Source organism: Bradyrhizobium jicamae, from assembly GCF_018130695.1.
GTDB lineage: Bacteria > Pseudomonadota > Alphaproteobacteria > Rhizobiales > Xanthobacteraceae > Bradyrhizobium > Bradyrhizobium jicamae_B.
Genome location: NZ_JAFCJX010000027.1, coordinates 36,351 through 56,857 on the forward strand (window position 1 = coordinate 36,351; position 20,507 = coordinate 56,857).

The 20,507-nt window shown below is 62.8% G+C and carries 21 protein-coding genes and 1 pseudogene; 8 read left to right on the plus strand and 14 right to left on the minus strand.

From position 1 onward, the window contains the following. Window positions 1–88 precede the first annotated feature (88 nt). A complete protein-coding gene (locus JQ604_RS31450; protein ID WP_212364586.1) occupies window positions 89–550 on the plus strand; it encodes a MarR family winged helix-turn-helix transcriptional regulator in 462 nt (153 codons plus the stop codon). Between the two features lie 18 nt (window positions 551–568). On the opposite strand, the gene JQ604_RS31455 is transcribed toward JQ604_RS31450, so the two are convergent. From JQ604_RS31455 to trhA, 6 genes and pseudogenes are all read right to left on the minus strand, one after another. Next, window positions 569–1,507 (minus strand): ferritin-like domain-containing protein, encoded by a 939-nt coding sequence (locus tag JQ604_RS31455; RefSeq protein WP_212364587.1) that lies wholly within the window; start codon window positions 1,505–1,507, stop codon window positions 569–571. Between the two features lie 178 nt (window positions 1,508–1,685). Further along, window positions 1,686–1,790 (minus strand): annotated as a pseudogene (locus tag JQ604_RS31460) (short-chain dehydrogenase); the annotation flags it as partial. A gap of 73 nt (window positions 1,791–1,863) precedes the next feature. Next, window positions 1,864–2,265 carry a helix-turn-helix domain-containing protein gene (locus JQ604_RS31465; RefSeq protein ID WP_212364588.1) on the minus strand — a complete coding sequence of 134 codons (402 nt, stop codon included), beginning with the start codon at window positions 2,263–2,265 and terminating at the stop codon, window positions 1,864–1,866. A 15-nt stretch (window positions 2,266–2,280) separates the two neighbouring features. Beyond that, window positions 2,281–2,592 (minus strand): type II toxin-antitoxin system HigB family toxin, encoded by a 312-nt coding sequence (locus tag JQ604_RS31470; RefSeq protein ID WP_212364589.1) that lies wholly within the window; start codon window positions 2,590–2,592, stop codon window positions 2,281–2,283. A gap of 101 nt (window positions 2,593–2,693) precedes the next feature. Continuing rightward, window positions 2,694–3,488, minus strand: a complete 795-nt coding sequence (locus tag JQ604_RS31475) for an SDR family NAD(P)-dependent oxidoreductase (RefSeq protein WP_212364590.1) — start codon at window positions 3,486–3,488, stop codon at window positions 2,694–2,696. A gap of 35 nt (window positions 3,489–3,523) precedes the next feature. Then, a complete protein-coding gene (gene trhA / locus JQ604_RS31480; protein ID WP_212364591.1) occupies window positions 3,524–4,219 on the minus strand; it encodes a PAQR family membrane homeostasis protein TrhA in 696 nt (231 codons plus the stop codon). A 263-nt stretch (window positions 4,220–4,482) separates the two neighbouring features. On the opposite strand from trhA, the gene JQ604_RS31485 reads away from it, so the two are divergent. Together JQ604_RS31485 and JQ604_RS31490 are read left to right on the plus strand one after the other, a co-directional pair. Then, window positions 4,483–5,946: a YcjX family protein gene (locus JQ604_RS31485; protein WP_212364592.1), complete on the plus strand. Its 1,464-nt coding sequence runs from the start codon at window positions 4,483–4,485 to the stop codon at window positions 5,944–5,946. Further along, window positions 5,943–6,983: a YcjF family protein gene (locus JQ604_RS31490; protein WP_212364593.1), complete on the plus strand. Its 1,041-nt coding sequence runs from the start codon at window positions 5,943–5,945 to the stop codon at window positions 6,981–6,983. Before JQ604_RS31485 ends, JQ604_RS31490 begins: the two co-directional genes overlap by 4 nt. Before the next feature lie 198 nt (window positions 6,984–7,181). Here JQ604_RS31490 and JQ604_RS31495 read toward each other — a convergent pair whose 3' ends face one another. The 3 genes from JQ604_RS31495 to JQ604_RS31505 form a co-directional block, all read right to left on the minus strand. After that, entirely contained in the window at window positions 7,182–7,553 is a 372-nt protein-coding gene (locus tag JQ604_RS31495; RefSeq protein ID WP_212364594.1) for a M10 family metallopeptidase C-terminal domain-containing protein, read from the minus strand. Between the two features lie 16 nt (window positions 7,554–7,569). After that, complete coding sequence (locus JQ604_RS31500) at window positions 7,570–9,558, minus strand: FG-GAP-like repeat-containing protein (RefSeq protein ID WP_212364595.1); 1,989 nt, start codon at window positions 9,556–9,558, stop codon at window positions 7,570–7,572. Between the two features lie 391 nt (window positions 9,559–9,949). Continuing rightward, complete coding sequence (locus JQ604_RS31505; protein WP_212364657.1) at window positions 9,950–11,452, minus strand: glycosyltransferase family 39 protein; 1,503 nt, start codon at window positions 11,450–11,452, stop codon at window positions 9,950–9,952. A 256-nt stretch (window positions 11,453–11,708) separates the two neighbouring features. Here JQ604_RS31505 and JQ604_RS31510 point away from each other — a divergent pair, with 256 nt between their 5' ends. From JQ604_RS31510 to JQ604_RS31525, 4 genes are all read left to right on the plus strand, one after another. Then, window positions 11,709–13,445: an adenylate/guanylate cyclase domain-containing protein gene (locus tag JQ604_RS31510; protein WP_212364596.1), complete on the plus strand. Its 1,737-nt coding sequence runs from the start codon at window positions 11,709–11,711 to the stop codon at window positions 13,443–13,445. Between the two features lie 190 nt (window positions 13,446–13,635). Next, complete coding sequence (locus tag JQ604_RS31515) at window positions 13,636–13,890, plus strand: hypothetical protein (protein ID WP_212364597.1); 255 nt, start codon at window positions 13,636–13,638, stop codon at window positions 13,888–13,890. A gap of 248 nt (window positions 13,891–14,138) precedes the next feature. Continuing rightward, window positions 14,139–15,338 (plus strand): molybdopterin-dependent oxidoreductase, encoded by a 1,200-nt coding sequence (locus JQ604_RS31520; RefSeq protein WP_212364598.1) that lies wholly within the window; start codon window positions 14,139–14,141, stop codon window positions 15,336–15,338. Between the two features lie 11 nt (window positions 15,339–15,349). Next, window positions 15,350–15,661 (plus strand): c-type cytochrome, encoded by a 312-nt coding sequence (locus tag JQ604_RS31525; RefSeq protein WP_212364599.1) that lies wholly within the window; start codon window positions 15,350–15,352, stop codon window positions 15,659–15,661. Window positions 15,662–15,669: 8 nt separating this feature from the next. Here JQ604_RS31525 and JQ604_RS31530 read toward each other — a convergent pair whose 3' ends face one another. Next, a complete protein-coding gene (locus JQ604_RS31530; protein ID WP_249158942.1) occupies window positions 15,670–15,987 on the minus strand; it encodes an XRE family transcriptional regulator in 318 nt (105 codons plus the stop codon). A 23-nt stretch (window positions 15,988–16,010) separates the two neighbouring features. Beyond that, window positions 16,011–16,394, minus strand: coding sequence for a type II toxin-antitoxin system RelE/ParE family toxin (locus tag JQ604_RS31535; RefSeq protein WP_283818042.1), 384 nt, complete (start codon window positions 16,392–16,394; stop codon window positions 16,011–16,013). 329 nt (window positions 16,395–16,723) lie between these two features. Between JQ604_RS31535 and JQ604_RS31540 the strand changes: the two genes are divergently transcribed. Further along, window positions 16,724–16,924, plus strand: coding sequence for a cold-shock protein (locus tag JQ604_RS31540; RefSeq protein ID WP_163149424.1), 201 nt, complete (start codon window positions 16,724–16,726; stop codon window positions 16,922–16,924). A 136-nt stretch (window positions 16,925–17,060) separates the two neighbouring features. Here the strand turns inward: JQ604_RS31540 and JQ604_RS31545 are convergent, their stop codons facing one another. The 3 genes from JQ604_RS31545 to JQ604_RS31555 all read right to left on the minus strand — a co-directional run bounded on the left by JQ604_RS31545 (window position 17,061) and on the right by JQ604_RS31555 (window position 20,419). Further along, a complete protein-coding gene (locus tag JQ604_RS31545; RefSeq protein WP_212364601.1) occupies window positions 17,061–19,121 on the minus strand; it encodes a tetratricopeptide repeat protein in 2,061 nt (686 codons plus the stop codon). A 91-nt stretch (window positions 19,122–19,212) separates the two neighbouring features. Next, on the minus strand, window positions 19,213–19,863 hold the full coding sequence (locus JQ604_RS31550) for a hypothetical protein (protein ID WP_212364602.1): 651 nt from the start codon (window positions 19,861–19,863) through the stop codon (window positions 19,213–19,215). 91 nt (window positions 19,864–19,954) lie between these two features. Continuing rightward, window positions 19,955–20,419, minus strand: a complete 465-nt coding sequence (locus JQ604_RS31555; protein WP_212364603.1) for an Lrp/AsnC ligand binding domain-containing protein — start codon at window positions 20,417–20,419, stop codon at window positions 19,955–19,957. Between the last annotated feature and the right edge of the window lie 88 nt (window positions 20,420–20,507).

Genomic DNA, 20,507 nt, shown 5'->3' on the forward strand with positions numbered 1-20,507 from the left:
CCCACGACATCCAGCTCCCACAGAACAGGCCACGCGAAACTTGCGCCGCATATAGTTGTATGATACAACTATATGGCCGGAGTCAAGAATGCCTGCCGCTGACCTGCCCCTCATCGACGACATACGTGCCGCCTCGCGGCAGATGGTGCGCGAGCTCGGCTTCATGGACGCGACGCTGGCCGCCACCGACTATCCGCCGTCGGCAGTCCATACCATCCTCGAGATCGGCACACGCGGGCCGATGACCTCGGGCCGGCTTGCCGAATTGCTGCATCTGGAGAAATCAAGCGTCAGCCGTATGGTGCGCAAGCTGATCGAGCACGGCGAGCTGAAGGAAGAACCCGACATCGACGACGCGCGGTTCAAATCATTGTCGCTGACCGCCAAGGGACGGCGGACGCTGGCTGCGCTGCATGATTTCGGCCGCCGGCAGGTCGCAGGCGCCCTGGCACGGCTGCCGGAGGCCGAGAGGGCCATCGTGCGTGACGGGCTGATGATCTACGCGCGCGCGCTCGGCGCGATGCGGAGCGCAGACGCCGAAATGGCGTAGCCCTTACGTCTCCTGCGTTTAGCTCCCGGAAGCCGCCCACTGGAATTCGGGCTGAATGCCCTGCTGGATCAGGCCCCTGCCGAGATCGGCCAGCGAGAACATCGCGCCGATGTCCACCGGGCCGCCATCGGTCCAGCATGACTGCAAGCTCGTCAGCAACGACGACATCGCCTGATTGAAAGCCAATGACGGGTCGGGCGTGATGGTCGATTTGGTGAAGTTGAACACGGTCGGCATCTGGATGGCGGCGCCGGTAAAGCCCCATTTCCCGTTGGTCTGAACGAGCTGCTTGCCGACAAAGACCTCCTTGAATTGGTAGTAATGGGCGAGTTCGGTGGTGTTGTCGGGAGGCGGCTGATCGGGATCGCCGGGCGTTCCCTCGCCTTCGGCCTTGATCAGCGCGATGGCTGCCTGGGCGTCCGCGATCGACTTGATTTGCGTGGCCTCCTTCATGTTGACGAAGTTGGCGTTCAAGTTGATCGCCGGCTGGACCGCCGTGAAGCCGGCCGCAATCGTGTCGTAAAATGCGCCGATCGTCGCCGGCGCATCGCGCAACGCCATCAGCGCGACCGGCGGAAACTCCGGAAGCTCGATCTGCATGAAGACCTGGAGCTGGTTGGGCGACAGCGGTTGCAGGTCAACGGCCAGTTTCTGCGGGATTCCGCCGGGCAATTTGTGGGTCGGATAGGTCGGCACGAAGTTCGCGTTGGCGATGCTGACCGTGCCGCCGATAGCCGACAGCATGTTGCCGGCGAGCGCGAAGTGAAACATCTCCTGCACGACGACCTGCTCAATGAGGTCCTGCACATTGCTCGGATCGTCGTTGATCGACCATTGCGCGCAGAGATACGGAGGGATGGTGGCGAACTCCAGCTGCATCGCGGTTTGCAGCGCCGCCTGCAGGTCGGGGAGCGTCGAGATTCCGTCTGACACGAATTGTGCAATGCTCTTCTTCATGCCGCCCTCCGCGATGAGTCCTGATTGATGTGCGCCGCAGCCTGCCGCTGCCCGTGGCATCCACCTTAACCTAAGATTGTATTTTTGACATGAACAATCGCGATCAACTTTTGGGGATGTGCACGCGAGCGGGCGTGCCTCCCTCAGACGTCGTCGCGGGATTTTCTGCTTGCTGTTGCTACTTGCCGTAGGTCTCGCGCATCTTGGCCTGGATCTTGGCCATGCCGCCGATCCAGCGGTCGTAATTCTCAGTCTTCTTGCGCATGTAGCCGAGCACCTGCAGCACCAGGGCGTCAGCCTGATCGAGGCAATGGCGGATTCCGCGATGCCGCTGCCTCACGCGCAAAAAAGCTAGATCAGGCTGCGGCCCGTTTCGTCGAACGACTCAGCTTGGCCTTCCGCGGCGGCGGTATCAGCAGGTCGGCCGGCACGCGGAAGCGGGCCCGCAACCTCTGCACCATCGCCATGCTCAGCCCCTTCTTGCCGCTGAGGACCTCACTGACACGGCTTGGCGTGCCAAGGATGGGCACCATGTCGGCACGGCTGAGACCGTGTTGATCCATGAGATGCCGGATCAAATCGGCGATGCTCGGTGACCGCCGCGGCCATTTTTGCTCTTCATAGGCAAGGATCAACCGCGCCTGTGCCTCCAGCCTCGCCACATCGGCCGGGTCATCGGAGTCCCAGAGCCGCTCGACCAGCGCCTGCGCCCGCGCAAGCTCCTTGTCGCTGTCAATCAGGACCAGGGTCGCATCCATCTAAGTCGCATCCATCTAAATGGTCTCCGCATCTACCACATCATACTCGGCATGCGTTCCGAAAAAGCGGATCGACAGGACGCCGGCTTGATACTGCAATCGGCCGACGAGCCGATAGTCATTGCCTTTGATGTTGAACACGACACGCCCCGCTTTAAGTATGCTTGCTTTGGGGTATGACGCTTTCACATCCTCGGGATTCCGCCAGCCTGCCCTGCCAACGATGTCGAGCCACGCATCGTACTGCGATCGTGCCGCTTTAATCCCCTTATGCCCGGCGCGGGATGCAAAGTACCTCTCAACGACATCGGTTCCGATGACGATCATGATCGACTATGGCATACATTTCCAAAAATTGGAAGACGCGACAACAATGTTCGCTTTGCAAAAAGGCCCTATCCGACCGCCGGCTGTCAGGACCGGCTCCGCTACTTGCCGTAGGTCTCGCGCATCCTGGCCTGGATCTTGGCCATGCCGCCGATCCAGCGGTCGTAATTCTCGGTCTTCTTGCGCATGTAGCCGAGCACCTGCGGGTGCGGCAGGATCAGGAAGGTCTCCTGCTCCAGGCCTTTCAGCACGTCCTGCGCGACCTGCTCGGGGGTGAGATCGCCGTCACCGGATTGCGGACCCTTGGGGATGCCGCGCAGCATGTTGGTGTCGACGCCCTGCGGGCAGAGGATCGAGACCTTGATGTTGTCGGCGCGGTGCGAGATCGCAAGATTCTCGGCGAAGCCGACCGCGGCGTGCTTCGTCGTCGAGTAAGCGGGGCTGCCGACCTGCGATAGGAGGCCCGCCGCGGAAATCGTGTTGAGGAAATAGCCGCCGCCACGCGCCTTCATCCGTGGCACCAGGTGCCGCGCCGCGTAGACATGGGCCATCACATGGATCGCCCAGCTGCGCGACCACGGCTCGTCCGAGGTGCCGCCGGCATTGACCGACAGCGGATCGAAGCCACCGCCGATGCCGGCATTGGAGCAGAACAGCCCGATCGGGCCGAACATCTGCTCGGTCGCCTCGATCACATGCAGGATGTTCTTCTCCTGGCCGACGTCGCACTTGAATGCAGCGCCGCCGACGGACGCCGCGACCGCTTCCGCATGGGCATGATCGAGATCGACGACCACGACCTTGGCCGCGCCGGAGGCATGGAACGCCTCGCACAGCGCCTTGCCGATGCCATTGCCACCGCCGGTGACCACAACGACCTTACCCGCGACCTGCATGGCCATCCTCCCTTGTTGTTGTCTTGTTCGGTTCGTCAGCTCTTCAAGACGACGTCGACCACCGCCGTATAATGGCAGGCTGCGCCGAGCAAGACAAAACAGTGCCAGATCACGTTCTGGAAGCGCAAGCGCTGCCAGGCATGGAAGATCACGCCGAAGCTGTAGAGCACGCCGCCGGCGACCACGAAGCCGAGCGCCACGGCCGGCAAGGTCTTCATTACGGCATCATAGAGCATCATGCCGCTCCAGCCCATCGCCAGATAAAGCCCGACCGCGACGCGGTCGTAGCGGCCGGGATAGCGGAATTTGAGCACGATGCCGACGATCGCCAGGCACCAGACCCCGACCAGCAGCGCGATCGCGAAATAACTCTCCTTCACCTGCATGATGAAGGGCGTGTAGGTCGCGGCGATCAACAGATAGATCGCCGAATGGTCGTAGCGGCGCAGCAGCCATTTGGCGCGCGACACCGGCCACAGATTATAGGTCGCCGAAAAGGTCAGCATGGCGAGAAGTCCGGCGACATAGATCGAAACCACGACGACGTCGAAGGTGGTGGCATAGACCGCGGTCAGCACCACCAGCGCGGTCGCCGCCACCAGGCCAAAACAAATGCCGACGATGTGGACCACGCCGTCGGCGATCAGCTCGGCGCGGTCGTAGTTCCACAGCGCGGTGCCGGCCGCGTGGATCGAGGTCTGGGCGAGTTGCTTCAAGCGGAAGATCGTCATGCCGGACCTGTTCCTCTATGGCTCGCTTCATCATGGGTATCGCAGGGGCGGTAAGGCAACCCCCTCGCCTGCAAAGGCGCCGGAAATGTGAAGCTTGATTTTGGCCGTGCAATCGCCACCTAAAGCGCGATGAATCATCACGTGTTAGCCCTTTGTTTGCGCATGATCTTTTCGGAAAACCGCTTCGCACTTTTCCGGATCATGCGGTACGGTTGACCACGCGCCCCATTTGGCCCCTCCCGCCCGGTTTTTCTCACCTTTCCATGCCCCCCAGTTTTTCAGATATCGTCGAGGAAGCGCGGCTCTCGGCGCGGGCGCTGCGCGACTATGGCGAGGGCTTCTTCCACCCGACGGTGCGGCTCGGCGTCACCGGCCTGTCACGCGCCGGCAAGACCGTGTTCATCACCGCCCTGATCCATGGGCTGACGCGGGGCGGCCGTTTCCCGGTGTTCGAAGCCTATAGCTCCGGGCGGATCGCCCGCGCGCAGCTGTCTCCGCAGCCCGACGATGCGGTGCCGCGCTTTGCCTATGAGGGCCATGTCCGCACCCTCATCGAGGAACGGCGCTGGCCGAACTCGACATCAGATATTTCCGAGCTGCGTCTCGTGATCGAGTATCAGCGGCAGAATGGCGCAGACCGCAAGCTGACGCTCGACATCGTCGACTATCCCGGCGAGTGGCTGCTCGACCTGCCGCTTTTGAATAAAAGCTTTGAGCAATGGTCGGCCGAGAGCCTGGCGCTGTCGCGCGAGGCCTTGCGGGCAAAGCTCGCAGCCCCCTGGCACGCGCATCTGGCGACGCTGCAGGCGGAGGGACACGCGGACGAACAGGCGGCGCTGCAGGCGGCAAGACTGTTCACCGATTATTTGCGCGCCTGCCGCGACGAGCGCTTTGCGATGAGCCTGCTGCCGCCCGGCCGCTTCCTGATGCCGGGCAATCTCGCCGGCTCTCCCGCGCTGACCTTTGCCCCGCTCGATGTCCCCGTCGACGGCAGCGCGTCGGATGGTTCGCTGTGGGCGATGATGCGGCGGCGCTATGAGGCCTACAAGCACGTCGTGATCCGCCCGTTCTTCCGCGATCATTTTGCGCGGCTGGATCGCCAGGTCGTGCTGGTCGATGCGCTCTCCGCGTTCAATGCCGGGCCGGAAGCGCTGCATGATCTGGAAGCCGCGCTCGCCGGCATTCTCGACTGCTTCCGGATCGGCCGCTCGACCATGCTGTCGACGCTGTTCCGGCCCCGGATCGATCGCATCCTGTTCGCGGCGACCAAGGCCGATCATCTGCACCATTCGAGCCATGACCGTCTCGAAGCCGTGCTGCGGCGGATCGTGGCCAAGGCCGCGAATCGCGCCGAATTCGCAGGTGCTGCGATCGACGTCGTGGCGCTCGCCGCGGTGCGCGCCACGCGCGAGGCGCAGCTCCAGCGCGGGCGCGACAAGCTGCCGTCGATCCTGGGCACGCCGGCGCCGGGCGAGATCGCCAATGGTGAAACGCTGGACGGTGAGACCGAGGTTGCGACCTTTCCCGGCGACCTGCCTGACGATCCCGAAGCGCTGTTCAAGGGCGATTTCCGCGGCCTCTCCAGCGCCGGTGCCGAGGCGGCCGACTACCGCTTCCTGCGCTTCCGTCCGCCAAAGCTGGAGCGGAACGGCGATGCCGAGCCGAGCCTGCCTCACATCCGCCTTGACCGCGCTCTCCAGTTCCTGATCGGAGACCGACTGCAATGAACGACAAGACGCCAGGCAAGACACCAAGGCGGCCGGTGACGTTCAAGCTCGACGATCCCGGCGTCATTGTGATGGATCCGGACGAGACCGGCCGCCCCCTGCGCGGCGCGGTGCAGATCACGCCCGAGGCCGATCCCGCGCAACTGCCGGTGCCGATCGATGCACCGCTGCTGCCGGCGCGGCGCGGCTTCCGTTGGGGTACGCTGTTCTGGGGCGCGGTCGCGGGCCTCGTGCTGCTCGGCACCGGGCTCGGCGTCGTCAACCTGATCGAGGATCTTTTCGCGCGCAACGAAGGCCTCGGCTTCCTCGGAGTTGCGTTTGCGATCATCGCGGCCGTCGCGCTGATGGTGGTGATTTCGCGCGAACTGTTCGGCCTGGCGCGGCTGGCGACCATCGAGAAGCTGCATCTGCGCGCCGCGGAAGTGCTGCTCAGCGACGACCGCGCCGCGAGCCGCGTCATCGTGAGCGATCTCCTCAAGCTCGCGCACCAGAACCCGCAGCTGGCGCGCGCCCGCAACGCGCTTGCGACCCACACCGACGACATCATCGACGGCGCCGACATGATCCGCCTCGCCGAGCGCGAATTGATGGCGCCGCTCGACGAGGAGGCGCGACGCCTGGTCTCGACGGCGGCGCAACGCGTCTCCGTCGTCACGGCGGTGAGCCCGCGCGCGATGATCGACGTGCTGTTCGTGTTCGTCGCCAGCTTGCGGATGATCCGGCAGTTGGCGCGGCTCTATGGCGGCCGGCCCGGCGCGCTCGGCATGATCCGCCTGATGCGCCACGTCATCGCCCATCTCGCCATCACCGGCGGCATGGCCGCCAGCGACAGCCTGATCCAGCAAATGCTCGGCCACGGCATCGCCGCCAAACTCTCGCAGCGGTTAGGTGAAGGCGTGCTCAATGGCCTGTTGACGGCACGACTCGGTCTCGCCGCCATCGACGTGACGCGGCCGTTGCCGTTCAACGCCCTGCCGCGCCCGGCATTGGCTGATCTTGCGAAGGATTTGTTGCGGAAGAAGGACGAAGAGGAGTGAGTCCTTCCGCGCTCGGCTGTCTGAGTCGATGACGTGTGCGAGCGATCTCATACCTGATGTCACGCCCCCGGCCGGAGCTGTCATGATGCGCGGCAGAGGGCGGTCCTCATCGGCGTCAACGATCAGAAGGGGCAGCGGAAGTAACCGGCCTAATAATCTTGGATGGCCCCGGAGACAACCTCGCCGGGACCATTGTCTTTACAGCAGAAAGTCCGAGGCGCTGAGATTGAGATTGGTACCGGTCAATTGGATCAGAAGGTCCGCGCCCGTATTGCCGTTCACATCGGCCTGCACGAAGGTGTTCCCGCCGCTCTCGTACCAGGTCACGCTGTTGGCAACGACGCTGCTGTTCTGACCGGCGAACGCGAATGCTTGGTCGCCCTTCTTGGAGGCGTTCGCGTCGATGAGAGCAATCTCAATCATGTCGGTGCCATGAACAAAGTCTTGCACGACATCAAATTTGGCGATCGTGCTGTCCGCGAAGGCGGAAAAGACAAACCTGTCGGCTCCGGCTCCTCCATTCATTGTGTCTTTCCCCGATCCCCCGTTGAGGTAATCATTTCCTGCCAAGCCCCGCAGGGTGTCGTCACCGTTCCCCCCGAAAATGCCATCTTCTTCGCCCGCTCCTCACGTCGTAGACGTTATTGGCACCTGCGTCGGCTGGAGCCTCGAAGTTCGGCGCCGTGATGAAGGCCAGCGCGCCTGTGGTCGGGTTGATCGTGAACAGCGCAGCATCAGCGCCGCCAGCTTTCGAGTAGCTCAGTATTTGGCCAGCATCCGGGTCGGTTGCCGTCACCGTTGTTACGGCGGTGGTATTTTCGGGTATCGAGATTGCACCTGGAACCGCTGCGCCATCCTGATAACCCTGTTGGACTTCGGCTGGCGACAACGCGCGCTGATGGATTGCCACACCGTCAAGCTGGCCATCAAAATAAAATGCTTCCTCGGCCCGGCCGATTGTCACCGGCGCGGCGACATCCGGGATGGCTAATGTCTGGTCGGCCGAGCCGACAAATTGTCCGTCGACATAAAACTGGTAGGACGATCCAGACTTGGTGAGAGCGAACGCGTACCACTGTCCAGGTGTGGGCTCAAATGGAACGGCAATAAAGAAGAGCTCTCCGGTGGTCGTGTTGACGTGAAAGCCGATGCCTCCGGAAAAGACTTCGAAGAACCATTTATTCTGTGATCCACCACCTTCATCTTGTCCTATGGGGACACCCCCTTGGCCGTCTCCCTGACTACCATTGGGGACGGAATTGAAATTGGCCCAGAACTCGATGGTGAAGTCGCCGTTTCCCAAATTCCAATCGGGTGAATCGGGCACGCTGACATAATCCGACGATCCATTGAATTGCAGGGCGTTTCCCGTCACTCCCGGCACTTGAGTGGCACCAATAATTGTCCCGTCGTGCTCACCTTGCTGATCGTGCGCAATTGAATCGCCGGTTTCGTCGAAGGCGTAGAAGGCAGCCACCTCATTGTCGCCGCCGCCGTTCGAGGTGATCGTCGGCGCCTGATTAAATGCACTGGTGTTGAGCAGGATCGAAACGCTGCCCCCATTTGCATGCGTTAAAGCGAGGTCCAGTTTGTCGTCGCCGTTGAAATCATCGATGGCGAGCATATAAGGGTTAACTTCAGCCGGGAACGTTGTCTGTCCTTGAAAGGTGCCATCTCCATTGCCCAGCAAGACGGACACTGAATTGCTGACGTAATTGGTCGTTGCGATATCCAATCGGCCATCGCCATTTAGATCGCCAACGACTGCTGAAAAGGGAGCTGTCCCGGTGGCGTAAGCGATTGGTGCTTGGAAAGTTCCGTCGCCGTTGCCTAACAGAATTGAGACGGCTTGGGCGCCGGCGGCGGCTACAACGATGTCCGTCTTGCCATCTCCGTTAAAATCACCGGTCGCAATATCGATTGGCTGGGTTCCGGCTGCATATGGCATTTGGTCTTGGAAAGTGCCGTCGCCATTGCCTAGCAGTACTGAGATCGTGTTGCCGTTGCCGTTGCCAAAGTTGGGTACGGTGAGGTCCGCCTTTCCATCGCCGTTGAAGTCAGCAATTGCGACCGCGAAGGGCTGAGAGCCGGTGGCGTAGGTCATTTGGGCTTGGAAGGTGCCATCACCGTTGCCGAGCAAGATTGAGACATTATCGCTGCCGGAATTGGCGACGGCGAGATCCAAGTTGTGATCCCCATTCACGTCTCCCACGGCTAGTGTGTCTCCGTCATCGTAAGACTCACTTCCTATTGCGTAGCTTACGGGCGACTGGAAACTGGCGTCGCCTTTTCCGAGAAAGACCCAAAGCGAGCTTTCCCGCGAAGAGACGATATCCTGCTTGCCGTCCCCATTCAGATCCCCAACAGCGACAGCGTACAATGCGAACTGATCGAAGATCGTCAGAGGCGACTGAAAGCTACCGTCTCCGTTTCCTATCAAAATCAGCAACGCGCCGGGGCTGCTTATCGAATTTACGGCAAGATCTGGGCTGCCGTCACCATTGAAGTCGCCCGTGGCGATTGTGTACGGCCATTGACCGCTCGGGTAATACGTTCGAGAAAAGGTCACCGCCATTTGCACTTCTCCCATGGTTCCAGAAGCACAAAGTTGAAAGGTGTTATGTCTGTCCGCCGTTTATTGAGTCTAAACTGCGGCACGAGGTGATTAACATTCAGAAAGGCGGAAGCTTTTGAAAAGAGCCTGCCGATGGCACCAACGCTGCCACTTGAGGAAACGGAGAGTTCGGTACGTCGCCGTTTTGCGGACAGCAGATGGCAAGGAGATGCTTGCCTGCGGCGCCTATGCTCTTGGTTCAAACGAAAATCAAGTATGCCGGATTGCGTACTCAGGATGGTTACTGAGGCGATCTGACGCATCAGCTTAATGAAGATAGTACGGCGATCCGACGATCAATTTTACTTTCGGCCGTCAGCCATTGCTTCGCGGGACATTTCCTCTCCAGCGCTCAGCTCTCCGCTACCGAAGAACGAAGCAGCATCGCGAGCACGCGCCAGCGGAAGAAGGTCGTGCCCGGCGGCGGCGACAGCTCCGGCGTCCAGCCGGTCAGCTTCTCCAGCGCGTAGATGTCCATCACGGTGCCGCGCCAACTGCGTTCGACACGCTCCAGCGGTTGGCGTACGGCCGTCGTCTCGTTCCACAGCGGCAGGCGATTGTCGGGCTCACGCGCGACGTAGAGGCCAACGTGGTCACGCATCTGCGCGATGCCAGGATCGGCAAAACCCTGATAGCGGCCGCGCTCGTTGACCTGGACCACTGGAACCTTGTCACGCAGGAACCAGCGCATCATGGCATAGGTGCGATAGTCTGATGTCGCGACCCAGGTCGCGCCGGTCGCTTTCAACTGTGCTTCCGCACGCGCGGCGACGGCATCGAAGCCGGCCTCGCCGCCGATCGGATCGCTGCGGCCAAGGAAATTCCAGGGTGAGGCGACGGAGTAGAGAAACACGCAGGCAACAAAGATGATGCCGGCGATGACGGACGTTCGCGCCCAGAAGATCGTCGACTTCACCATCCACGGCGCCCAGCCCTCGAACGGCAGCCGCGTGATGTTGATGGCGGCGGCGGCAAAGCCCGCCGGCCACAGGAACATCGGCCAGGTATCGCCGACGCGCAAGGTGAGCGACTTCCAGAAGAAGTAGAGGAACGGCACGATGACCGCCGTCGACAGCAGGATCGCGACCGGCTCGCGCTTGCGATAGCCGCGCCACGCCGTCAGCGACACACCCGACAGCACCACCGGCAGCAGCACGAAGCCGACAAGGCCGAACTGCATGCCGATATACTCGCCGACGGTGCGGAACGAGAATTCATGCACGGCGACCGCGCGCACCGCCTGGAAGCGGAACGAGGCCCAGTCGTGCTGCGCATTCCAGATCAGCACCGGCGAGAACACGGCGGCCGCGATCACGACGGCAAGATAGGGATACGGGCTGCGCAGCCAGCGCCATCGCCAGTCCGGCACCAGCGCAAAGGCCAGCACCGCCGGCGCCAGCATCACCGCGGTGAATTTCGACAGCAGCGACAAGCCGGCAAAGAGACCGGCAGCGAGCCACCAGCGGCCGTCATCGCTTTGTACGAGCCGCACCAGCGACCACAGCATCGCGACCGCGAACGGGATCAGCGCCGTATCAGGCGCGACCTTGGCCATCAGCAGGCCGTAATACAGCGCGGCCTCCGGCATCAGCACCGCGACAATCACGGCGCGGACATTGTTGCGGGTGACGCGGCGGACGATGTCGGCGAGCAAGAGCTGCGTCACCGCCATCGCAACGATGCCGCCGAGGCGAACGCCGATATTGGTATCGCCGAAAATCGCGGTGCCGAAGCGGATGAACCAGGCGATCATCGGCGGATGGTCGAGGAACGACAGCACGCTCTCCTTCGACCAGGTCCAGTAATAGGCCTCGTCGGTGCGCAGATCGAGCACGCCGGCATAGATCAGCCGCATCACCGTCAGCGCGGCGATCAGGGCGATCACGCCGCGCCAGGGATTGGTCCTGGCGTTGGCGGCGTTACGAGCGGGTTTCGCGCGGCGGCGATCGGGCGGGGCTGTCGTCACGGCGCGCTTTTCCTCGACTGCCCCGGACGTGTCAATGCGCCGCGCTGCCGGAAATCGTTGCGGTGGATTTCCGCGGCCCGGATGTGGCGGGGCGGCTGGTAATCATGGCCGGAATGAAGCATACCTGTCGCCGATCATGACTCACATGGCCACTCCCTCACGCGAGCATTTGCAGGAGATGGTCCGCGGCGTCGGCCAGCGGCAGGTCCGCCTTGTCAGCGGCTCGATCCTGTTCGCCTATCTGGTCAGCCATTTCGTCAATCACGCGCTCGGCAACATCTCGATGGATGCGCTGGCGAAGGGGGTCTATTACCACACCGCATTCTGGCAGTTCCTGCCGGTCACGATCGTGTTCTACGGCGCCTGCCTGGTGCACACAGGGCTCGGCCTCTGGGCACTGTACCAGCGCCGCGAGTTCCGCTGGAAGACCATCGAGCCGCTGCAGCTGGTGCTGGGCCTCAGCATCCCCATGCTGATCATCGCCCATATCGTCGGCATCCGCCTCGGGCAGGCACTGTATGGCCACGAGAAACTTTACCCGCAGGAATTCTATCTGTTCTTCGTCGCCTCGCCGGTCCGGCTGTGGACCATGCTGGCGGTGCTGGTGATCGCCTGGGTGCATGGCTGCATCGGGCTGTATTTCTGGCTGCGCATGAAGGCGTTCTTCAAATGGGCTGCGCCACTGCTGCTGGCGGCGGCGGTGCTGATCCCGACGCTTGCCATGCTCGGCGTCTATCAGGGCGGCCGCACCGTGATGGACGAGTACCGCGACCCGGATTGGCGGCGCGACAACATGACGGCGCGCCAACTCGGCACCAACGCGCAGCAGGAGGTGCTCGACCGCATCACCGGCGCGATGACGATCGGCTATCTCGGCCTGCTCGGCATCGTGCTGTTGGCGCGCGGCGCTCGCACGCTGCTGGAGCGGCGCGGCGGCATGGTTTCGCTGTCCTACGGCAACGGCCGCACCATCCGGGTGCCGAAAGGATTGAGCGTGCTGGAGGCGAGCCTGCGCAACAACGTGCCGCATGCCTCGGTCTGCGGCGGCCGCGCGCGCTGCTCGACCTGCCGCATCCGCATCATCGGCGACTGCAGCGCCCTGCCCGCGCCGTCGCAGCGCGAGGCCTTCGTGCTGCATCGCGTCGGCAGCGACGATCCCTCGATCCGGCTCGCCTGCCAGCTGCGGCCGAACGCCGACCTGTCCTTCTTCCAGCTGTTCCTGCCGCACACGGCGTCGGCGAGCGCGCAAGCCTCGAACCCGACGCGGATCGGCCAGGAGCGCTATCTCGTCAGCCTGTTCGTCGACATGCGCGGCTCGACCCAGCTCGCCGAGAAGCGCCTGCCGTTCGACACCGTGTTCATCGTCAATCGTTTTCTCGGCGCGGTATCGCAGGCCGTGCTGGAGAGCGGCGGCCGTCCCAACCAGTTCGTCGGCGACGGCATGCTGGCGCTGTTCGGCTTGACCACCAGCAGGCCCGAGGCCTGTCGCCAGGCGCTGCACGCCGCAGCGCTGATCGGCACGAACATCGACGAACTGAATCAATTCCTCAGCCATGATCTGCGCGAGCCGATCCGTTTCGGCATCGGCATCCATGGCGGCGAGGTGATCGTGGGCGACATCGGCTACCGCGACCACATGGTGTTCACCGCGCTCGGCGACGCCGTCAACGTCGCGGCACGCCTGCAGGACATGACCAAGAGCCTGGCGTGCGAGGCCGTGATCTCCGACGAGGTTCGCTTGACCGCGGGCCTTGCCGATGACGTGTTGCCGACGCAGGAAGTCGCGATCCGCGGCCGCAACGAGCCGATGGCGGTGCGCACAGTTGCGGATACGCGCGTGCTGCTATCGCTGGTCAGCGTCGAGCGTGCCGCGGCGGCCTGAAAGGTTCAACGCGCGCGGCGCGCTCTGTGACCTCTCTCACATCTGAACGGTTGTTCAGGAAAATCCCGTCTTTTCAAGGGGCTTAGCATCGAACCCGGGCTCTCCGGGGTGCGACTGACGGGCGATGGGTAACACTGCAACTGCAACCCGCGCCGCGACTGAGATCAACGCGCACCTGAAGGAGAAGACCATGTTTCGCAAAGTGACTCTCGCTCTCGCTACCGCTGCTACTCTCGGTGCCGCTGCCCTGGCGCCGACCGCTGCCTCCGCCAAGCCGTTCGGCTGGGGCGGTGGATGGCACGGTGGCCGGCATCATCACCACCACTTCGGCCCGGGCTTCGGCATCGGCGTCGGCTTCGTCGACAACGGCTGCTATGTCCAGCGCCTGGTGATGACGCCCTACGGCTATCGCTATCGCACCGTGAACGTCTGCGCCTACTACTGATCCGACCTTCGCGGTTTGATCTCAGAAGCCCCGGTCGCGAAAGCGGCCGGGGTTTTCTGCGTTTTGCAACGCAGCGTCATGGCCCGCTGCGAAAGCATCAATTGACTCCGAAATTGCCGGTGCGACATTTGCGCACGCGATTCCGCAAAACCGGGGATCCGCTTTTGCGACTGGAATACGCGCCGACGGAATGTGTTGAGTCTGGTGATGACCTGCTCATGCACAAGAATGGCTTCGGAGGAAGCGGAATGCTCGATCGACGAGATTTGTTGACGCGCGCCGGCATGGCCGCGCTGGTAACGGGGCTGGGATCACGCGGCGCATTCGCGCTCGACACGGTGACGCTGCCCTTCGACAATGGCGAACGGCCGCTGGTGCGCTATCCGCAGAAGCGCCCGATGATCGGCCTGACCAGCCGGCCGCCGCAGCTGGAGACGCCGTTTGCGATCTTCAATGACGGCCCGATCACGCCGAATAACGCGTTCTTCGTGCGCTATCATCTCGCCGACCTCCCCTACAATCTTGATCCCGACAAGTTCACGCTGGAGATCAAGGGCAAGGTCGACAAGCCGCTGAAGCTGTCGCTGAAGGACATCAAAAAGATGAAGGCGACCGAGATCGTCGCCGTCAATCAATGCTCCGGCAACAGCCGCGGCTTCTTCAACCCGCGCGTCGCCGGCGGCCAGCTCGGCAATGGCGCGATGGGCTGCGCGCGCTGGCGCGGCGTGCCGTTGAAGGCCGTGCTCGACATGGCCGGCGTGCAGGCCGGCGCCAAGCAGGTGACGTTCAACGGCATGGACGGCCCGGTCAGCGACAAGACGCCGGATTTCATCAAGGCGCTCGACGTCGATCACGCGCGCGACGGCGAGGTGATGCTGGCCTATGGCATGAACGGCGACGATCTGCCATTCCTCAACGGCTTCCCGCTCCGCCTCGTGGTGCCCGGTTATTACGGCACCTACTGGGTCAAGCACCTCAACGAGATCACCGTGATCGACAACGTGTTCGACGGCTTCTGGATGAAATCGGCCTACCGGATTCCGGACACGCCAAACAACGCGGTCGAGCCCGGCACCGCGCCGAAGGCGACGATCCCGATCAACCGCTTCACGGTGCGCTCGTTCATCACCAGCGTCGCCGACGGCACCAAGCTCAAGGCCGGCAACACCAGGCTGCGCGGCATCGCCTTCGATGGCGGCAAGGGCATCAAGGAGGTCGCAGTCTCCACCGACGGCGGCAAGACCTGGACACCGGCGAAGCTCGGCAAGGACCTCGGCAAATACGCCTTCCGCGAATGGACGCTGCCGGTGAAGCTCGCGGCCGGCTCGCATGAGCTGAAGGTGCGGGCGACCAGCAATGACGGCGTCGCGCAGCTGATGGATCCCCTGTGGAATCCGGCCGGCTATCTGCGCAACGTCGTCGAAACCGTGCGCGTCACCGCAGCGTGAGGAGAAGCATCATGACCAGCAAGCTCCTCGCCGTGCTCACCGTCGCCGCAGGCCTCGGCATCGCATCGTCCGGCGCCGCGCCGATCAACTACACGACGCCTGAGGAAACCGCGGCCTTCAAGCCCGGCCCCAATCTCGAGGTGGTGCAGAACAACTGCACCGCCTGCCATTCCGCCGACTACGTCAAGACCCAGCCGCGCGGCGAGAAATTCAAGAAAGATTTTTGGCAAGCCGAGGTGACCAAGATGATCAAGGTCTACGGCGCGCCGATCGACGACGCCGACGTCGGCAAGATCGTGGAGTATCTCGCAGCGACGTATTGAGGGTGTTGTCAGGAGCGGTCGCGCGAACCTTGCGTGTCGGCCAATTCCGCGAAGTTCGTGATATTCACGGCGCCTTCGGGAAAGCGCGCCGTGATTTCGAGCGAGCCACCCAAGGCTTCGATGTAGCGGCGCAAATTGCTGACATACATATCGGCGCGGCGCTCGAGCTTCGCGACTGCCGGCTGGCCGACCTTCAGCTCCCGCGCAAGGTCTTCCTGCGAGCGTTCCCGCGCCTGTCGCAACTCATGCAGCGCCATTTCGGACTTCAGCGCAGAGACACGCATAGCAACGCGCGCGGTACGCTCCTTGGAAAAGCCCTTGGTCAATTCCTTGAACGAGCGGTGCCCTGTCATCGGATCAAGCCTTCCTTCCGGATCTCTTCGATATAGACGTCGTAGAGCTTGTCTGCGACCGGGATCATCTGCTCGTAGAAGCGATCGTCGCCGGTCTTGTCACCACCGATCAGCAGGATCGCGGTGCGACGCGGATCAAAGGCGTAGAACACGCGGATTGGCCTGCCACCGCTCTGCACCCGCAATTCACGCATGTGATCGTGCCTGGAATTCGCGATCCCCGACGAATAGGGAAACGGCAGCTTTGGCCCGCGTTCTTCCAGAAGCGTCACGATTGCCGCGACGTCTTCCTGTTGTGCATCGGTGAGTTCGTTCCACCAGACGCCGAACTCATCGGTGTTCTCGACACTCCAGGACATGAAGTCATATATTCCATACATGGAATATCGTCAAGACGCGTCGACCTGAAGTGTTTCTGCCTCGATCGAAGCGCATCTACACCGAGGCACGCGAAGAGGTTCACTCGCACACACGCACTTCGCAGACCCGTTCGCCGAAGCTCGATCTTCAGGGAACCCTCCCTACCGCACTGCATCAAATGACCAGGAAACAGGCAGAACCGATCAAAATCGCCGGGAAGCGGGCGTTTTGGGCCAAAATCGCCATCTATCCAGCTGTTAGCAAACTGCTATCCTGTGCGACGCGGACAAGCCGGTTTGTGCGGGGACCGGCGGGTCTGTTTTGATTTGATTCCGCGGAGACGACTGGAATGCCCAAAGGTACAGTGAAGTGGTTCAATCCGACCAAGGGTTATGGATTTATCCAGCCCGCATCGGGTGGCAAAGACATATTCGTGCATATTTCTGCAGTTCAAAAGGCCGGCCTTCAGTCGCTGAATGAAGGCCAGTCGGTCGAATACGAAGAGATTGCAAATCGCGGCAAGACTTCGGCTGAGAACCTGAAGGTCTAGCGCACGCGCTAGGCGACGGCGCACTCTCGGAGGTGATCCGGGAGTGGGGCCCGACAGATCAATCCCAGACAACGTGACGTTCGGCGGGGCGGGCACCGAGCCCGCGCGCCTCTATTTCATTTCCTGATTTGCGTTCTTACAGACAAGTACCCTGGCCGGCACCTCCGCACGGCACCTTCTTCGACAACTCCTGGATCTTCCGCTTGGATTCGGTCTGCGCCAGCGTATCGAACACGCTGGTCGGCGGAAGCTGCGTGGCCCTGCGGAAATCATCGGTCGCCTTGCCGGGATGCCCGAGCGCCTCATGCGCCTTGGCGCGGGCGAACAGGCTCTCCACCGTCTCCTTCTGCACGATCGCCCGGTCGAGATCCTCGATCGCCTTGCCGTAGTCGCGCATCGACGACCAGACGATACCGCGCAGCGCCAGCGCGGCGAGGAAATTCGGCTTGGTGTTGAGGACGAAGTTGAGGTCCTTCATCGCATCATCCGGCTTCTTCAGCCCGAGATAGGCGCGCGCCCGCAGCACGTGGGCAAAGCTATCGTCGGGGGATCGCGCCACGATCTGGTCGAACGCCACCACCGCGCGATCGAACTGCGAGGACGTCAGCATTGCAAAGGCGCGCCCGAGCTGGGCGGTTGGATTGGTCGGGCTCTTCTCCAGCACGGCGTTGATATCGACCAGCCCCTCGTCGGTGCGACCCTTCAGCATCAGCGCCAGCCCGCGCCAGGATTTGGCGAGGATGTCGGCCGGTGCCAGCGTCAGCGCCTTGTCGAAATCCAGCAGTGCCTTGTCGAACTGGTTCATGCTGAAATAGGCAAGCCCGCGCTCGGTGTAGGCGAGCGGCTCCTTGCCGTTCAGCTCGATCGAACGGTCATAGTCAGCGATGGCATCCTGCGCCTTGCCGGTGCCGGCCTTGGTGATGCCGCGGCCAAGATAGGCGAGCGAATTCTTGGGATCGAGGGTCAACGCGCGGTCAATGTCGGCATTCGCGGCGTCGAACTGACGGAGACCCGAGACGGTGATGGCGCGGAGCGCGAGCAACTGCGCATCGTCGGGCTTGAGCTTGAGCAGATCGTTGAGATCGTTGCGCGCCTCGTTGAGCCGGTTGAGCCGCAAATATGACAGCACGCGCAGCCGGAGCGCACCCTCGTTGCGGGGGTCGCCCGACAGCACCTGGTTGAGGCTGGTGATCGCGCCGGCATAGTTGCCTATCGCGATGAGCTGCTTGGCCTGGTCGATCTGCTGGTTGGTCGAGGCCGTCGCGGGAGCCGCCGGGGGCGCGGCGGACGCGGCTGGAGCCGGCGCTGCCACCGCCGCCGGCGGGGTTCCGCTGCCGGCCTTCGCGAGCTCGGCCTGCATCGCGGCCGCCTGCTGGCGCTGCTGCTGCACTTCCTTGTTGTCGGGCGTGATTGACAACAGCTTGTCGAAATCGGCGATCGCCCGCGCATAGTCGCCTTTCGCGCTGAACAGCTGGCCGCGCGCGTAATAGGCGCCGCGCTCGGCCTGCGGGGCCTGGGCGATGGCGCGGGAGAAATCCTCGATCGCATGGTCGGAATCGCCCTTGCGGCGATAAGCCTGGCCGCGCCAGTAGAACGCGCCCGGTGTGTTCGGATTGATCGTGAGCGCGCTGTTGATGTCGCTCACGGCGGCATCGAGCTGTCCGGTCTCGACATGGGTGCGCGCGCGTCCGACATAGGCGGGGGCAAAATCCTGCCGCAGCGTGATCGCCTGCTCAAAATCGGCCAGCGCGTCGGCCCACGCGCGCTGATCGGCACGAAAATATCCGCGCCCGAGATACGCCGCGGCGTTCTTCGGCTCGAGCTCGACCGCGCGGTCGAAATCGGCGCGGGCCTTGTCAATCTTGCCCTGGCGCTGCAACGCATAGCCGCGGCTGAGCAGCGCGGGGACGAATTGCGGGTTGATCTGCAAAGCCGCATCGGCGTCGGCCGCCGCCAAATCGAGCTTGCCTCTGTTGTTGTAGAGCCGCGCGCGGGCCGCATGGGCCCTGGTGCGGTCGTCAGCCGAGCGGGATGCATCATTGATGATCGATGAGCAGGCCGCTTCGACCTTGTCGATGGCCTGCCCAGTGCAATCCTCGACGTCGCCGGCGCGCGCTGGCGTCCAAGGCATCGCAAGCACCAGCGTGATCGCCAGCAATGAATGGAAACAGGCGAAACGAATTGGACGAGAAAGCATGCGCTGATCCCGGCATTGATCGGATTTATCCCTACAATCAATGCGGGTGGAACGCCACGCTGCCCGACCGGACGGCGGTCAATTCAGCCGATCAATCTTCCGTCACCCATTGTGCGACGGGCATGACATCGGGCGGCTGCAGGTAACCGCGCGGCCAGAGATCGACCGCCCAATCCACCTTGGTGGCGCGCTCGGTCACGACGGCGGTGTTGTGCGGCGTCTGCACCAGCGAATATCCGCGATAGCGGGGATCGCCGACATTGTGAAATTTGAACAGACCCCATTCCTGCAGCACCAGCAGCAGGCTCGTGGTGTTGCGGGTCGTATCCCAGCAATCGTAGTTGTGCTTGTCGTCGAAATAGCGGAAGTCGGCCTTGGCGACGCGCTTGTCGGTGCCGAGGATCGGCCCCATGTGGCGATCGAGCCAGATCACCGCCTTCTGCATCGCGCCGCGCTCCGCAGCGGCATTGGCGCGTCCGGCCGTCATGATCTTGGTCAGCGCGGCCTTGTCGGCGGCCGTGAAATCGAGCATTTGGCGGCGCCGGCAGACGAAGCCGTAACACACCGTCATGGTGGAGGCCGTTGGCGGATAGATCGACACCGATGTGTAGAGCTGGCTCTGCCCGGCGCTGAGTTCGGCCGCCTGAGCCGACATGGGCCATGACAGCACGGCGACCGCGAGCGCGGCCGCGAGTTGCAGTCGCGACGTTCCCCTCCGTATCGGCTGTTCGGCGTCCTTCATGTTCCCTGCCCTACTTGGGGGCAGGATTACCGCGCCGCGGTGATGATGCCAATACGCCGCCCGCGAGCCTGTGGATCACATCAGGCCGATGTCAGCCGACCGGCAGCGGCGCGTCGCGCTTGACCTCTTCCATCACGGCGTAGGTTCGCGTCTCGCGCACGCCCGGCAGCGCCAGCAGGGTCTGGCCGAGGAACCGGCGGTAGGCCGTCATGTTGGCGACGCGCGCCTTGATGAGATAGTCGAAGCCGCCGGCCACCATGTGGCACTCCAGCACCTCAGGCGCGGTCTGCACGGCGCGGGCAAACCGCTCGAACACATCGGGCGTGGTCTTGTCCAGGAGCACCTCGACAAACACCAGCAGCCCGAGCCCGAGTCGGTGCGGATTGAGCCGGGCGCCATAGCCCTCGACAAACCCGTCGCGCTGCAGCCGCTTGAGCCGCTCGCCGACCGAGGTCGGCGACAGCCCGATCCGCTCCGCCAGCTCGACATTGGCGATCCGGCCATCCCCTTGCAAAATCGAGAGGATTTTGCGGTCAATCTTGTCGATACCCGTCATACATCCGGCAATTCTTTATTTTGTCCTGATTTTCTAAGGCAAAACTGCTATCTTGTCTATCGAACAACGGAATACGTGCGCGTATGGG